The sequence below is a fragment of the Arthrobacter sp. 10N410 genome (assembly GCF_056394945.1).
On the sequence record NZ_JBFTIP010000002.1, the window covers coordinates 316,972 to 332,308 of the forward strand.

Sequence of the window (15,337 nt, forward strand, 5' to 3'; positions counted from 1 at the left end):
ATTTTATGTTGCGTTGGTTGACTGCCGGAGAATCCCATGGTCCGGCCTTGGTCGGAATTATCGAAGGCGTCCCCGCAGGTGTTGAACTCACCAGCGACCGGATCGTCGAAGCGCTGGCCCGCCGGCGCCTCGGTTACGGCCGCGGCGCCCGGATGAAGTTCGAACAGGACGCCGTGACGGTCCTGGGCGGTGTGCGCCATGGCCTGACCCAGGGCGGCCCCGTCGCGATCCAGGTCGGCAACACCGAGTGGCCCAAATGGGAGCAGATCATGTCTGCGGACCCGGTGGACCCCGAGGCCCTCGCGGACCAGGCCCGCAACGCACCGCTGACCCGGCCTCGGCCGGGCCACGCCGACTTCACCGGCATGCAGAAGTACGGCTTTGACGAGGCCCGCCCGGTCCTGGAGCGCGCCAGCGCCCGGGAGACCGCCACCCGCGTGGCCCTGGGCGCCGTCGCTTCCGCGTTCCTCAATCAGCTCGGCATCGAACTCGTCTCCCACACGGTGTCCATTGCCAGCGTTTCCGTCCCGGAGGGCCGGCCGCTGCCGCTGCCGGACAACGTGCTGGCCCTCGACGCCGACCCGCTGCGCTGTTTCGACCGCGAGACCTCGGACGCCATGGTCGCGGAGGTGGACATGGCGCACAAGGAAGGCGAAACCCTCGGCGGCGTCGTCGAAGTCCTCGCCTACGGCCTGCCCCCCGGATTGGGCAGCTACGTCCACTGGGACCGGCGCCTCGACTCGCGCCTCGCTGCCGCCCTAATGGGCATCCAGGCAATCAAGGGCGTGGAGGTCGGCGACGGCTTCCTCACCGCTGCGCGTCGCGGCTCGGCTGCCCATGATGAAATCGTCAAGGACGCCGACGGCAGGATCATCCGCACGTCCAACCGGGCCGGCGGCATCGAAGGTGGCATGAGCATCGGCGACGTGCTCCGCGTCCGCGCCGCCATGAAGCCGATCGCGACGGTGCCGCGCGCGCTCAAGACTGTCGACATCAGCACCGGCGAGGCCGCCAAGGCACACCACCAGCGCTCGGACGTCTGTGCGGTCCCGGCCGCCGGCGTGGTGGCGGAGGCCATGGTGGCGCTGGTCCTCGCCGAAGCGGTCACGGAAAAGTTCGGCGGCGACTCCGTGCAGGAGACCGCCCGCAACATCAAGGGTTACCTGGACAACATTCCGGCGTCCCTGGACTCGATCGGGCACTAGTGCCGGGTCGTCACGCAGCGCGTAAGTCACTGGACCGCCCGGTCGCCCTGATCGGCCCGATGGCGGTCGGCAAGTCCGCTATCGGGCAGCAGCTCGCCCAGCAGCTCGGCGCCCGCTTCGTCGACACCGACGTCGAAGTGGTCGCCCAGCACGGCACCATCGCGGACATTTTCGCCTGCCGCGGCGAAAACGCGTTCCGCGAACTGGAAGCCCGGGCCGTCGCCAAGGCGATCGAGGAGGCCGCAGGCACCAACACCGCAGGCACCAACACCGTCATCTCCCTCGGCGGCGGGGCTGTGCTGGACTCCGGAACGCAGCAGCTGCTGGCCAGCTGCACCGTGGTCTACCTCGAATGCGATGCCGACACCGTCTCCGAGCGGATTGCCCGGAACTCCGGGCGTCCCCTCCTGGCAGGCGACGCGATGGAACGCTGGCGGACGCTGTTCGCCACCCGCCAGCCGGTCTATGAACGCCTCGCGGACCTGACCCTCGATGTCCGGAGCGGTTCCGTCCAGGAGCTCGCACGCCGGCTTGAAGATGCGCTGGAGCAGCTCGCCGCCGCCCCAACCGCGGCAACGCGCACCCCCGCAGCCACAAGGAAAGTTGAAAAGTGAGCACCGAATCAACCGTCATCAAAGTCACCGGACACGCTCCGGCGGAGAACTACGACGTCGTCGTCGGCCGCGGATTGCTGGCTAACCTGCCCGGGCTGCTGGGGGAGCGCGTCAAGCGCGTCCTCGTCGTCCACCCGCGCGCCCTGCGGCTCACCGGTGACGCCGCCCGCGAGGAGCTCGCCACCGCCGGCTTCACGGCGCTGACGGCCGAAATTCCGGACGCCGAAGAAGGCAAGCACATCGAGGTGGCCTCGTTCTGCTGGCAGGTGCTGGGCCAGAACGACTTCACCCGCTCGGACGCAATCGTCGCCGTCGGCGGGGGAGCGGTGACCGACCTCGCCGGCTTCGTCGCGGCGACCTGGCTGCGCGGCGTGAAGGTCATCCACATGCCCACGAGCCTGCTCGGCATGGTGGACGCCGCCGTCGGCGGCAAGACCGGCATCAATACCGCCGAGGGGAAGAACCTGGTGGGCGTCTTCCACCCGCCGGCGGGCGTCCTCGCCGACCTGGACACGCTGGACACGCTGCCGAAGAACGAGATGATCTCCGGCATGGCCGAGGTCATCAAGTGCGGCTTCATCGCCGACCCGGCCATCCTCGACCTGATTGAAAAGGACCCCGCCGCGGTGTCGGACCCGCGCTCCGAAACGGTGCGCGAACTGATCGAACGCGCCATCGCGGTCAAGGCCCGGGTCGTGTCCGAGGACTTGAAGGAAACCGGGCAGCGCGAGATCCTCAACTACGGCCACACCCTGGGCCACGCGATTGAACTCGCCGAACGCTACTCCTGGCGGCACGGCGCCGCCGTCTCGGTGGGCATGATGTTCGCCGCGGAACTGGCCCGCAGCGTCGGCCGGCTCAGCGACGCCGACGCCGACCGGCACCGGAGCATCCTGGAGAGCCTCGGTCTGCCCATCACCTACCGGCGCGACCGCTGGCAGGCGTTGCTGGACGGCATGCGGCGGGACAAGAAGTCCCGCGGCGACCTGCTGCGCTTCGTGGTGCTCGACGGCGTCGGGCGCCCGGGCATCCTGGACGTGCCGGACACCTCGCTGCTCTTCGCGGCGTACCAGGAAATCGCGTCCTGATGATCAGCGACAGCGGTGGCACCAGCGAGTGGCCCGACGGCGGGTTCCCCGGCATCCGGATCAACCCGGAAACCCTCATGCCGCAGGTGGTCAACGGGGAAGCCTGCGCCGCGGCGCTGGCCGCCTCAACGGACGACACGGACCTGATCTTCGTGCGCCTCGTGGAAGGGCACCCGGGCGAGGCCGCCGAGCTGCTCGCCGAGGCCCGGTACAAGGACCCGGATTCGTTCCGGCTGCGGATGTTCGAGGCGGAAGTCCTGCGGGTGTCGCACCGCTTCGACCGCGCCGTAGAGCTTTACCGCCAGCTCCTCGCCGAAGCCCAGGGCACTCCCGACGAGGCCGTGGTCCGGCAGCACCTTGGCCGGTCCTACTTCGCCGCCGGCAACATCGCCGCCGCCGTCGAGTCCTTCGCCAAGGCGCTGGACCTGCGGGTGGCGGGCTCGGCTGATGCCGCGCTGATCTACTCCTCGACCGTGGCGCTGCAGCGCGCCCGGGACGTGCTTGACCTGGCCTGCTAAGGGCCGTTCCTGGCCCGTCCGGCAGCGCACCGGCAAAACCGGTAGAATGGTTTTTGGATTTTTGATAAATACGCGCTGGCGGGCCGGATCGGCATGCCTGCCTGGCATAAGCGGCTGGCGGCTAGAACCAGTCAACAAAGAAACCTGAGGATACTGTGGCAACCACTAACGACATCAAGAACGGAACCGTGCTGAAGCTTGAGGGCCAGCTTTGGAACATCATCGAGTTCCAGCACGTCAAGCCCGGCAAGGGCGGCGCTTTCGTCCGCACCAAGATGCGCAACGTGATGTCCGGCAAGGTCGTCGACAAGACCTTCAACGCCGGGCTCAAGATCGAGACCGCCACGGTTGACCGCCGCGACTACCAGTACCTGTACCAGGACGGGGCCGACTTCGTGTTCATGGACACCTCGGACTTCGACCAGCTCACCGTGTCCGCCGCTACCGTCGGCGACGCCACCAACTTCATGCTCGAGAACCAGATGGTCAACATCGCCATCCACGAGGGCAACCCGCTTTACATCGAACTGCCGCCGAGCGTCGTGCTGGAAATCACCTACACCGAGCCGGGCCTGCAGGGCGACCGCTCCTCGGCCGGCACCAAGCCCGCGACCCTCGAGACCGGCTACGAGATCCAGGTGCCGCTGTTCGTCGAGAACAACACCAAGGTCAAGGTCGACACCCGCGACGGCAGCTACCTTGGCCGGGTCAACGACTAGTGAGTGCACGCGGTAAGGCCCGTAACCGGGCCCTGGATGTACTCTTCGAGGCGGAGCAGCGCTCCGTCTCCGCATTCGATGTGCTGCGTTCCCGTCGTGAACAGACGGATCAGATCATCAACCCCTACACCCTGGAAATCGTTGAGGGGGTCGTGTCCCACCAGGCCGCGATCGACGAATTCCTCGAAACCTACTCGCAGGGCTGGTCGCTGGAGCGGATGCCCTCGGTAGACCGCATCATCCTGCGGATCGGGACCTGGGAACTGCTCTACAACGACGACGTTCCCGACGGCGTCGCCGTGAGCGAGGCCGTGGCGCTGGCCAAGACGCTGTCCACGGACGAGTCGCCGTCGTTCATCAACGGCCTGCTGGGCCGCCTGCAGCAGCTGAAGCCCTCGCTGCTGGCCTGATGGCCGTTCCATAAAGGGCCGGTGCCCGCCCCACGGCGGACACCGGCCCTTGGCGTATCACGGCCCGCTTTCCCTCTAGGCTTGCCCTCCGGGGGTTAGCGCAGCACGGCGTCGCGCAAGGCCAGGATCTCGCCGAGCTGGTGCTGTTCGTCAAGCTGATGCGCCGCCACGTCCCGGCCGCTGAGGATCCGCTGCCGGATGATGGCCAGCCGGGTGGCGGCCTGCAGGAAAGCCTTCATCTGCGGGGCCCGGCCGATCGACCTGGCCCAGCGCAGGGCCGAGCGGCGCCCGGCGGGAGTCGCCAGCATGGCTACCTCCTGGCCGGTGAACCAGCCGGCCGCCGCGTACTCCTGCAGCCGTTGGCGGGTCAGCCGGCGTTCCGCCACGCGCAGCAGCACCACGACCAGGACGGCGAGCAGGAAGATCGGCACCTGGACCAGGATGTACTGCGCCAGGAAATTCTGGCCCATTGAGTTCCAGCCGCTATGCAGCAACATGGCGGGGACCAGGCCCACCGGGAAGGCGAGCAGCGTCAGGCCGGAGTGCCAGCGCCGCGCCGCGAAGCCCAGGATAAGCCCGGTCGTGCCGGTGAAAATGGCATGCGCGAACGGGGACATCACGCCGCGCAGGAAGAACACGACCGCCAGGTCCGTGCCCGGAGTGCTGGACTCGGCGATGGCCCGGCCGAAGTACAGGATGTTCTCGGTGAAAGCGAAACCGCCGGCAACCGTGAACGCAAAGACGACGCCGTCGACCGGACCGTCGAATTGTTTGCGCGCGAAGAGCAGGAGCAGCAAGAGACCGAGTGACTTCGCGAATTCCTCCACCACCGGGGCCTGTACCGTGACGGCGAACGTCCGGTAGTCCAGCCCGGACGCGGGACCCGCGGCGAGCGAGAAGAACGGTTGGATCAGCATCGTCACGGCAATCGAAACGAGCGCGCCCCACGCGAACGCGAAGAACAGCAGCCGTTTCGGTTCGGGCTCCCAGCGGTCAATGTAGCGGACGGCCAGCAGGACCGAGCTGAGCGGCAGCAGCGACGCGATGAAGCCCACGACGAAGCCGCCCGGCCCGGTGTTCTCCAGCACGAACGGCAGCACCAGGAACAGGCTCACAAAGGCGAGAACCGCGCCGCCCAGCACGAGGGCCGCCATACCCGCAGAGGCCCGCGCACGGGGTGCCGCGGCGTAGGCTGCCGGCAGTACCGGATGGCGCTGCGCCGGAGCCTGCGCTGACGTCTGCGCCGGCAGCGGTGCCTGCCCGAAGCCCGGCGCCGGGCGGTAGTTCTCCGGCTGGACCTGGCCCATCCAGCTTGGGTTCGCCTGCTGCGGCTGCCGGGTCGCTCCGGGCGGCTGCCGGGCGGGGGGAGGATCGAAGCTCGTCATGCCATGAGCCTAAGCCGCGCGCCGCCGGGCGGCCCAATACGGCCCGTGCCGGTGTGACGCACGCCGCCTGCTCCGGGGCCGGGAGGCGGCGGCCCGTGTGGTAATTTGAAAGAGCAAATGATCCTTTTTTAATTCCGTCCCGTGAGGCGGGGAAAGGGGAGACGAGCGTTGACTTCTGTTCCAGAAGCACCGGTTCCGGCCAAGGTCCAGCTCAGCAGGGTTGTCCTCAACCAGGCTGACATCGACCGTGCACTCACTCGTATCGCCCATGAAATTCTTGAGTCCAACAAGGGCTCCCAGGACCTGGTCCTGCTGGGCATCCCGCGGCGGGGCTATCCGCTCGCCGTCCGGCTCGCCGCCAAGATTGCCGCCGCCGATCCCAACGTGGACCCGGCCGCGATCGTGGGCCAGTTGGACGTCACCATGTTCCGCGACGACCTCTCGCACCAGCCGACCCGGCCCCCGTACCCCACCCAGTTGCCCCGCACCGGGATCGACAACAAGGTAGTGGTGCTGATCGACGACGTCCTCTACTCCGGCCGTACCATCCGCGCCGCGCTGGACGCGATCATCGACCTGGGCCGTCCCCGGATCGTCCGGCTGGCCGTCCTGATCGACCGCGGCCACCGGGAGCTGCCCATCCGCGCCGACCACGTCGGCAAGAACCTCCCCACCTCCTCCGCGGAGAAGGTCCGCGTCCGGCTGGAAGAAACCGACTCAACCGACGGCGAAGCCGTGAACGAAGTTGTTATCGAGGCCACCGCATGAAGCACCTGCTCTCCACCGAAGACCTCAGCTACGCCAACGCCATCCGCATCCTCGACACCGCCGAAGAGATGGCCGCGGTGGGGGAGCGCGAGGTCAAGAAGCTGCCGGCGCTGCGCGGCCGCACCGTGGTCAACCTTTTCTTCGAGGACTCCACCCGCACCCGCATCTCCTTCGAAGCAGCCGCCAAACGGCTCTCCGCGGACGTCATCAACTTCGCCGCGAAGGGTTCCTCCGTCTCCAAGGGCGAATCCCTCAAGGACACCGCCCAGACGCTCGCCGCCATGGGCGCCGACGCCGTCGTCATCCGGCACTGGGCCTCCGGTGCCCCGCACCGGCTGGCGGCGACCGACTGGATCGACGCCGCCGTCATCAACGCCGGCGACGGCACCCATGAGCACCCCACCCAGGCGCTGCTGGACGCCTTCACCATGCGCCGGCACTGGTCGCAGCTCGCCGGCAGCCCGTCCGCCGGCGCGGACCTGAAAGGCATGCGCGTCGCGATCGCCGGCGACGTGCTGCACTCCCGCGTGGCCCGTTCCAACGTCTGGCTGCTGCGCACCCTGGGGGCGGAAGTCACCCTCGTGGCCCCGCCCACGCTGCTGCCCATCGGCGTCGAAGAGTGGCCCTGCACGGTCAGCTACGACCTCGACGAGACCCTCGCCCGGGGCGTTGACGCGATGATGATGCTGCGCGTACAGGGCGAGCGGATGAACGCTTCGTTCTTCCCGACCACCCGCGAGTACTCACGGCGCTGGGGCTTCGACGACAACCGCCTCCGCGCCCTCGACAGCCTGGGCCTGAAGGACACGATCATCATGCACCCCGGTCCGATGAACCGCGGGCTGGAAATTTCCTCGGCCGCCGCCGACTCGCCCCGCTCCACCGTGCTGGCACAGGTGCGCAACGGCGTGTCGATCCGGATGGCCGCACTGTACCTGCTGCTCTCCGGGGACACCCGCGAACCAGCAACCTCCACCGCCGCCTATTCCAAGGAGAGCCACTGATGGCATCACAGCAACAGGACACAGGCAGCACCGGCGCCTACCTCATCCGGGGAGCCTCGATCCTCGGCGGGGCCGCTGAAGACCTGCTGATCCGCGACGGCGTCATCGCAGCCCGCGGCCAGGACCTCGACGCCGGGAACGCAACAGTCATCGATGCGGCCGGCCTCGTCGCCCTGCCCGGCATGGTGGACATCCACACCCACCTGCGCGAGCCCGGCCGTGAGGACGCCGAAACGGTCGAGACCGGCACCCGCGCCGCGGCCCTGGGCGGTTACACCGCCGTGCACGCGATGGCCAACAGCACGCCGGTGGCGGACACCGCCGGTGTCGTCGAGCAGGTCCTCACCCTGGGCCGCACAGCCGGCTGGGTGGACGTCCGCCCGGTCGGTGCCGTCACCGTCGGCCTGGCCGGCGAGCAGCTCGCCGAGCTCGGCGCCATGGCCGACTCCCGCGCCCGGGTCCGGGTCTTTTCCGACGACGGCATCTGCGTCAGCGACCCCGTGCTGATGCGCCGTGCCCTCGAATACGTCAAGGCGTTCGACGGCGTCGTCGCCCAGCACGCGCAGGAGCCCCGCCTCACCGCGGGAGCGCAGATGAACGAGGGCGTCGTCTCCGCGGTCCTCGGCCTCACCGGCTGGCCCGCCGTCGCCGAGGAGAGCATCATCGCCCGCGACGTCCTGCTCGCCCAGCACGTCGGATCCCGGCTGCACGTCTGCCATGTCTCCACCGCGGGCTCGGTGGAAATCGTGCGCTGGGCCAAGTCACGCGGCATCAACGTCACTGCCGAGGTCACGCCGCACCACCTGTGGCTGACCGACGAGCTAGTCCGCAGCTACGACCCGGTCTACAAGGTCAACCCGCCACTGCGCACCGACGAGGACGTCCAGGCCCTGCGCGCCGCCCTGGCGGACGGCACGATCGACGTCGTCGGCACTGACCACGCCCCGCACCCGAGCGAACACAAGGAATGCGAATGGGCGCAGGCCGCGATGGGCATGACCGGGCTGGAAACCGCCCTGTCGGTGGTGCAGCACACCATGATCGAGACCGGGCTGATGACGTGGGCCGACTTCGCCCGCGTGACCTCCACCACGCCTGCCGCGATCGGCCGGCTGGAGGACCAGGGCCGGCCGCTGGAGACCGGTGAACCCGCCAACGTCATACTCGTGGACCCGGCTGCGCGCTGGACCGTGGACCCTTCTAAGATGGCAACCATGGGCCGTAACTCTCCGTTTGCCGGCCGGCAACTCCCGGGCAAGGTGGTGGCCACCTTCTTCAAGGGTCATCCGACCGTCCTGGACGGGGAACTCAACACCCCGTACCGGTGGCTCCCCGACAGCACAGACGTCCCGGACACGGCGGTCCGCCCCTGATGGTCAAGGAACTCTCCCTGCTCTTCACGCTGGTCCTCATCGGCGTCGCGCTGGTCCTGATCTGGATCGGCTGGCGCAATCGGCTGCGACGCCAGGCCGACGTCGATCCGCTCCCGGCCGTTCCCGCCGAACTGGGCGGAACGCTGGCAGCCGCCGAGGGCCAGTACGTCGCCTCCACCACCGCCGGCGACTGGCTGGACCGGATCGCCGTCCACCAGTTGGGCCTGCGCACCAACGCCGAACTCAGCGTCCACCCCGAAGGCGTGTTGTTCGACCGCTCCGGCGCCGCCCCCGTGTTCATCCCGGCCGCCAGCCTCACCGGCGTCCGGCAGGAAAGCGGCATGGCCGGGAAGTTCGTCGAAAAGGACGGTCTCCTGGTTCTCAGCTGGATGCTCGGCGCCAAGGAGCTGGACACCGGCTTCCGCACCCGCCGTGCCGAGGACAAGTCCCTGCTCCTGTCCACCCTCCAAGATTTGATCTCCGCAGCCCCTCAGGCAGAAGCCGATAGTGGAAAGTAACGACGTGACAGACTCCCACGCAGTGTCAGAGACAGCAGTGTCAGGAACAGAAGTGTCAGCAACAGAAGTGATTGAAGAAACAGTGACAGCAAACGACTCTGCACCCGCTGCAGCAGCCTCCACCCCCGCCGTGCTCGTGCTCGAAGACGGCCGGATCTTCCGCGGCCGCAGCTATGGGGCGACCGGCACCGCGCTGGGCGAGGCGGTCTTCGCGACCGGCATGACCGGCTACCAGGAAACCATCACCGACCCGTCCTACGCCCGCCAGCTGGTGGTGCAGACCGCGCCGCACATCGGCAACACCGGTGTGAACAAGGACGACGCCGAATCCCGCCGCATCTGGGTGGCCGGCTACATCGTCCGCGACGCCGCACGCCGCGCGTCGAACTGGCGCTCGGAGCGCAGCCTCGACGAGGAACTCGTCGACCAGGGCATCGTGGGAATCCAGGGCGTCGACACCCGCGCCATCACCCGGCACCTGCGCGAACACAAGACCATGCGCGCCGGGATTTTCTCCGGCGAGGCCGCCGGCGCCACGGACAAGGAGCTGGTGGACACCGTGCTGGCCAGCGCGCCGATGGAAGGCTCCCGGCTGGCTGAGGAAGTCAGCGTCGACGAGGCGTACACCGTCGAGCCCGCCGACTGGGGCTGGGAGGGCGAGCCGCGGTTCAGCATCGCCGCGATCGACCTTGGCATCAAGCGCATGACCCCGATCCGCTTCGCCGAACGCGGCGTCCGGGTCCACGTCCTGCCGGCCACCGCCACGCTCGAAGACGTCAAAGCCGTCAACCCCGACGGCGTCTTCATGTCCAACGGCCCCGGCGACCCCGCCACCGCCGACAGCCAGGTAAACCTGCTGCGCTCCGTTCTGGACGCCAAGCTGCCCTACTTCGGCATCTGCTTCGGCAACCAGATCCTGGGCCGCGCCCTCGGCTTCGGCACCTACAAGCTCCGCTACGGCCACCGCGGCATCAACCAGCCCGTCATGGACCGCCGCACCGGCAAGGTCGAAATCACCTCGCAGAACCACGGCTTCGCCGTCGACGCCCCGCTCGAAGGCGCCACCCAGGCTCCGGAGGAGCGCTTCGGCCGCGTCGAGGTCAGCCACGTCAGCCTCAACGACGACGTCGTCGAGGGCCTGTACTGCCTCGACATTCCCGCCTTCTCGGTCCAGTACCACCCCGAGGCGGCTTCCGGCCCGCACGACGCCGCCTACCTCTTCGACCGCTTCATCGAGCTGATGGCGGACACCAAGAACGCCGACACCAAGACTGCCGACACCAAGACTGCCACCGACTCCAAGACTGAGGACAAGAAGTAATGCCCAAGAGAACTGACCTTAAGAGCGTCCTGGTCATCGGTTCCGGCCCGATCGTCATCGGCCAGGCGGCCGAATTCGACTACTCCGGCACCCAGGCACTGCGCGTCCTCAAGGAGGAAGGCCTGCGCGTCATCCTCGTCAACTCCAACCCGGCCACGATCATGACCGACCCGGAGTTCGCCGACGCCACGTACATCGAGCCGATCACGCCCGAGGTGGTCGAGAAGATCATCGCCAAGGAACGCCCAGACGCACTGCTGCCCACCCTGGGCGGCCAGACCGCACTGAACACGGCGATCGCCCTGGACAAGAACGGTGTGCTGGAGAAGTACAACGTCGAGCTGATCGGCGCCAACATCGCCGCGATCGAGCTCGGTGAGGACCGTGAGAAGTTCAAGGGCGTCGTGGAGCGCTGCGGCGCCGAATCCGCGCGCAGCCACATCATCCACAGCATGGACGAGGCCCTCACCGCGGCCCAGGACCTGGGCTACCCGATGGTGGTCCGGCCCTCCTTCACGATGGGCGGCCTCGGCTCCGGCCTGGCCTACAACGAGCAGGACCTGCGCCGGATCGTCGGCCAGGGCCTGCAGTACAGCCCCACGTCCGAGGTGCTGCTCGAAGAGAGCATCCTCGGGTGGAAGGAATACGAACTCGAGATGATGCGGGACAAGAACGACAACGTCGTAGTGGTCTGCTCCATCGAGAACTTCGACCCGGTGGGCGTGCACACCGGCGACTCCATCACCGTCGCCCCGGCGCTGACCCTGACGGACCGTGAGTACCAGCGGCTGCGCGACATCTCGATCGCCGTCATCCGCGAAGTCGGCGTCGACACCGGAGGCTGCAACATCCAGTTCGCCGTCGAGCCGGACACCGGCCGCGTCGTGGTGATCGAGATGAACCCCCGCGTCTCCCGCTCCTCGGCCCTGGCCTCCAAGGCCACCGGCTTCGCGATCGCCAAGATCGCCACCAAGCTCTCGCTCGGCTACACCCTGGACGAGATCCCGAACGACATCACGCAGAAGACGCCGGCCTCCTTCGAGCCGACCCTCGACTACGTTGTCGTCAAGGTCCCGCGCTTCGCCTTCGAGAAGTTCCCCGCCGCGGACTCCACGCTGACCACCACCATGAAGTCGGTGGGCGAGGCCATGGCCATGGGCCGGAACTTCACCGAGGCGCTGCAGAAGGCGCTGCGGTCCCTGGAACAGAAGGGCTCCCAGCTGGACTTCAGCCCGGTCCCGGAATGGGAAGTCCCGGAACTGATCGAGAAGGCCAAGCGCCCCAGCACCGAACGCCTGCACCAGGTCCAGCGCGCGCTGCTCGGCGGCGCCACCCTGGAACAGCTGTTCGAGGCCACCAAGATCGACCCTTGGTACCTGGACCAGCTCCAGCTGCTGAACGAGATCTCGCAGGAAATCCGCCACTCCACCGCCCTGACCCAGGAGATGCTGCAGCGCGCCAAGCGGCACGGCTTCTCCGACGCGCAGATCGGGGCACTGACGCACAACTCCGAGGACGTCGTCCGCGGCGTCCGGCAGGCCCTCGGCATCCGCCCGGTCTACAAGACCGTGGACACCTGCGCCGCGGAGTTCGCCGCGTACACGCCGTACCACTACTCGTCCTACGACGAGGAGGACGAGGTGGCGCTGCACGCCAAGCCGTCCATCATCATCCTCGGCTCCGGGCCGAACCGGATCGGCCAGGGCATCGAGTTTGACTACTCCTGCGTGCATGCCTCGATGGCGCTGCGCAAGGCCGGTTACGAGACCGTGATGGTCAACTGCAACCCGGAGACTGTCTCCACCGACTACGACGTCTCCACCCGGCTCTACTTCGAACCGCTCACCCTCGAGGACGTCCTCGAGGTCATTGCAGCCGAAGAGCGGACCGGCGGTGTGATGGGCGTGTTCGTCCAGCTCGGCGGCCAGACCCCGCTCAAGCTCGCCCAGCAGCTCGCCGACGCCGGCGTGCCGATCCTCGGCACTTCCCCGGAGGCCATCGACCTGGCCGAGCACCGCGGCGCCTTCTCCCGGGTGCTTGATGAGGCCGGGCTGATCTCCCCGAAGAACGGCACCGCCGTCTCCTTCGAGGACGCCAAGAAGATCGCCGACGAGATCGGCTACCCGGTCCTGGTCCGCCCGTCCTACGTGCTCGGCGGCCGCGGCATGGAGATCGTCTACGACGAAGCGAACCTCTCCCGCTACATCGCCAACGCCACCGAAATCACCCCGGACCACCCGGTGCTGATTGACCGCTTCCTCGAGGACGCCGTCGAGATCGACGTCGACGCCCTCTACGACGGGAAGGACATGTACCTCGGCGGCATCATGGAACACATCGAGGAAGCTGGAATCCACTCCGGCGACTCAGCCTGCGTGCTGCCCCCGATCACCCTGGGCAACAACGTGATCGACCGGGTCCGGACCGCCACACGGGCCATCGCCGAAGGCGTCGGCGTCCGCGGCCTGATCAACATCCAGTTCGCCCTCGCCTCCGACGTGCTCTACGTGCTCGAGGCCAACCCGCGCGCCTCCCGCACCGTGCCCTTCGTCTCCAAGGCGACGGGTGTGCAAATGGCCAAGGCGGCAGCACTGATCGGCACCGGCGTCACCATCAACCAGCTCCGCACTGCCTACAAAATGCTGCCGGAATCCGGCGACGGCTCCACGCTTCCGCTGGACGCCCCGGTGGCGGTCAAGGAAGCGGTGCTGCCGTTCAGCCGCTTCCGCACCCTTGAGGGCAAGGTGGTGGACTCCCTGCTTGGCCCGGAAATGCGCTCCACCGGCGAGGTCATGGGCATCGACAAGCACTTCGACACGGCCTTCGCCAAGAGCCAGGCCGCGGCCAACAACGCGCTGCCCACCGAGGGCAAGGTCTTCGTCTCGGTCGCCAACCGGGACAAGCGCGCCGTCATCATGGCCGTCAAGCGCCTCTCCGACCTCGGCTTCGAGATCGTCTCCACCGGCGGCACCGCCGACGTGCTGCGGCGCAACGGCCTGCAGGCCACCACGGTCCGCAAGGTCGCCGAGGGCTCCAGCGCCGAGGGGGAAGGCACCATCGCGGACCTGATCATCGCCGGGGAAATCGACATGGTCTTCAACACCCCGTCCGGCGGCGAAGCCCGCGGCGACGGCTACGAAATCCGTGCCGCGGCCACTTCGATCGGCATCCCGTGCATCACCACGGTGGCCGAGTTCAACGCCGCCGTCCAGGCCATCGAGGCGATGCGGACCTACGAGTGGTCCGTTACCAGCCTGCAGGAGCACGCCGCGGCCCTGGCTGCTTCCCAGGAGCGGGTCGCGCAGGAAGCGAAAGCGCATGCCTGAGGCTGCCACAGCTGAGACGTCCGGCCGGGAGTCCTTTGGCTCCCGGCTCGGCCGGGCCATGGCGGAGCGCGGCCCGCTCTGCGTGGGCATCGACCCGCATCCGGCGCTGTTGCAGCGCTGGGGCCTGAACGACGACGTCGCCGGGCTGGAGCGCTTCTCGCTCACAGTGCTCGAGGCCGTGGCCCCGCTCGCTGCCGCCGTGAAACCGCAGGTGGCGCTGTATGAACGCCACGGCTCGGCCGGGATGGCTGTGCTGGAACGAACCCTGGCAGGGTGCGCGGAGGCGGGCGTGCTCAGCATCGCCGACGCCAAGCGCGGCGACATCGGCTCCACCATGGCCGCCTACGCCGACGCCTGGCTGCGGGACGGCTCGGCCCTGGCCGCGGACTCGGTGACGTTGAGCCCCTACCTCGGCTTCGAATCGCTCCGGCCGGCGCTTGACCTCGCGGCGGAGTCCGGGCGCGGCGTCTTCGTCCTGGCGCTGACGTCCAACCCGGAGGGCGCCTCCGTGCAGCATGTCGGTGGCGCGGACTCGGTGGCGCGGCGGATTGCCCGGGCCGCCGCCGCGGAGAACCGGCGGTACGGTGTTGAGCAGGGCGACGGGAAACTGGGCTCCGTCGGACTCGTCGTGGGCGCGACCGTTGGCTCCGCGCTGGCGGACCTTGACCTGGACCTGTCGGCGGTACGCGGCCCGATCCTGGCGCCGGGGCTGGGCGCGCAGGGGGCCACGGCCGCCGATCTGCGGAGCACCTTCGGCAGCGCTTACGGTCAGGTGCTTGGCACCTCAAGCCGGGACATCCTCGGCGCCGGGCCGCAGCCTGCAGGGCTCCGGGACGCCGCGCAGCGCACGCTCGACGAACTCCGCGCAGCCTAGGCCTTCCCGGCTCGGCGGAAAACCGCCCGCGGGGCCGGCCCCGGGTTTGCTGCGTCGGTTGGTCACAGAAGGCCGCTGTGGACGAGGCATTGCGGCCATCTGTGGCAACCGAGGCGCCTGCCGTCCCGCCAGCCTGTCCGCCAGGCCCCGCAGCCACATCTCCGGCGTGCTGGGCCCGGGCTGAACCCCACGTCCGCCGCCTGGCTCCAATGGC

Annotated in this window: 14 protein-coding genes; 13 read left to right on the forward strand and 1 reads right to left on the reverse strand. The window is 68.5% G+C overall.

Annotation, left to right across the window (positions count from 1 at the left end):
• Positions 1-5: 5 nt before the first annotated feature.
• From aroC to nusB, 6 genes are all read left to right on the forward strand, one after another.
• A complete protein-coding gene (aroC, locus tag AC1DB8_RS05985; RefSeq protein WP_441417708.1) occupies positions 6-1,205 on the forward strand; it encodes a chorismate synthase in 1,200 nt (399 codons plus the stop codon).
• Positions 1,205-1,819, forward strand: a complete 615-nt coding sequence (locus AC1DB8_RS05990) for a shikimate kinase (RefSeq protein ID WP_476892472.1) — start codon at positions 1,205-1,207, stop codon at positions 1,817-1,819. The genes aroC and AC1DB8_RS05990 overlap by 1 nt, the downstream gene beginning before the upstream one ends.
• Positions 1,816-2,907: a 3-dehydroquinate synthase gene (gene aroB, locus AC1DB8_RS05995; RefSeq protein ID WP_441417709.1), complete on the forward strand. Its 1,092-nt coding sequence runs from the start codon at positions 1,816-1,818 to the stop codon at positions 2,905-2,907. The genes AC1DB8_RS05990 and aroB overlap by 4 nt, the downstream gene beginning before the upstream one ends.
• Positions 2,907-3,425 carry a tetratricopeptide repeat protein gene (locus AC1DB8_RS06000; RefSeq protein ID WP_441417710.1) on the forward strand — a complete coding sequence of 173 codons (519 nt, stop codon included), beginning with the start codon at positions 2,907-2,909 and terminating at the stop codon, positions 3,423-3,425. Before aroB ends, AC1DB8_RS06000 begins: the two co-directional genes overlap by 1 nt.
• Before the next feature lie 155 nt (positions 3,426-3,580).
• Positions 3,581-4,144, forward strand: a complete 564-nt coding sequence (gene efp, locus AC1DB8_RS06005; RefSeq protein ID WP_018773146.1) for an elongation factor P — start codon at positions 3,581-3,583, stop codon at positions 4,142-4,144.
• Positions 4,144-4,554, forward strand: coding sequence for a transcription antitermination factor NusB (gene nusB, locus AC1DB8_RS06010; protein ID WP_441417711.1), 411 nt, complete (start codon positions 4,144-4,146; stop codon positions 4,552-4,554). Before efp ends, nusB begins: the two co-directional genes overlap by 1 nt.
• Before the next feature lie 95 nt (positions 4,555-4,649).
• Here the strand turns inward: nusB and AC1DB8_RS06015 are convergent, their stop codons facing one another.
• Positions 4,650-5,939, reverse strand: coding sequence for a PrsW family intramembrane metalloprotease (locus tag AC1DB8_RS06015; protein WP_441417712.1), 1,290 nt, complete (start codon positions 5,937-5,939; stop codon positions 4,650-4,652).
• 168 nt (positions 5,940-6,107) lie between these two features.
• Between AC1DB8_RS06015 and pyrR the strand changes: the two genes are divergently transcribed.
• The 7 genes from pyrR (at position 6,108) to pyrF (ending at position 15,123) form a co-directional block, all read left to right on the forward strand.
• Entirely contained in the window at positions 6,108-6,707 is a 600-nt protein-coding gene (pyrR, locus tag AC1DB8_RS06020) for a bifunctional pyr operon transcriptional regulator/uracil phosphoribosyltransferase PyrR (protein WP_441417713.1), read from the forward strand.
• Entirely contained in the window at positions 6,704-7,711 is a 1,008-nt protein-coding gene (locus tag AC1DB8_RS06025; RefSeq protein WP_476892473.1) for an aspartate carbamoyltransferase catalytic subunit, read from the forward strand. Before pyrR ends, AC1DB8_RS06025 begins: the two co-directional genes overlap by 4 nt.
• On the forward strand, positions 7,711-9,084 hold the full coding sequence (locus AC1DB8_RS06030) for a dihydroorotase (RefSeq protein WP_476892474.1): 1,374 nt from the start codon (positions 7,711-7,713) through the stop codon (positions 9,082-9,084). Before AC1DB8_RS06025 ends, AC1DB8_RS06030 begins: the two co-directional genes overlap by 1 nt.
• Positions 9,084-9,602 carry a PH-like domain-containing protein gene (locus tag AC1DB8_RS06035; protein WP_476892475.1) on the forward strand — a complete coding sequence of 173 codons (519 nt, stop codon included), beginning with the start codon at positions 9,084-9,086 and terminating at the stop codon, positions 9,600-9,602. The genes AC1DB8_RS06030 and AC1DB8_RS06035 overlap by 1 nt, the downstream gene beginning before the upstream one ends.
• Positions 9,603-9,684: 82 nt before the next feature.
• The gene (gene carA, locus AC1DB8_RS06040; RefSeq protein WP_441417717.1) at positions 9,685-10,923 is read left to right on the forward strand and encodes a glutamine-hydrolyzing carbamoyl-phosphate synthase small subunit; all 1,239 of its coding nucleotides are present in this window, start codon (positions 9,685-9,687) and stop codon (positions 10,921-10,923) included.
• A complete protein-coding gene (carB, locus tag AC1DB8_RS06045) occupies positions 10,923-14,249 on the forward strand; it encodes a carbamoyl-phosphate synthase large subunit (RefSeq protein ID WP_441417718.1) in 3,327 nt (1,108 codons plus the stop codon). Before carA ends, carB begins: the two co-directional genes overlap by 1 nt.
• Complete coding sequence (pyrF, locus tag AC1DB8_RS06050) at positions 14,242-15,123, forward strand: orotidine-5'-phosphate decarboxylase (RefSeq protein WP_476892476.1); 882 nt, start codon at positions 14,242-14,244, stop codon at positions 15,121-15,123. The genes carB and pyrF overlap by 8 nt, the downstream gene beginning before the upstream one ends.
• The last annotated feature ends 214 nt before the right edge of the window (positions 15,124-15,337 follow it).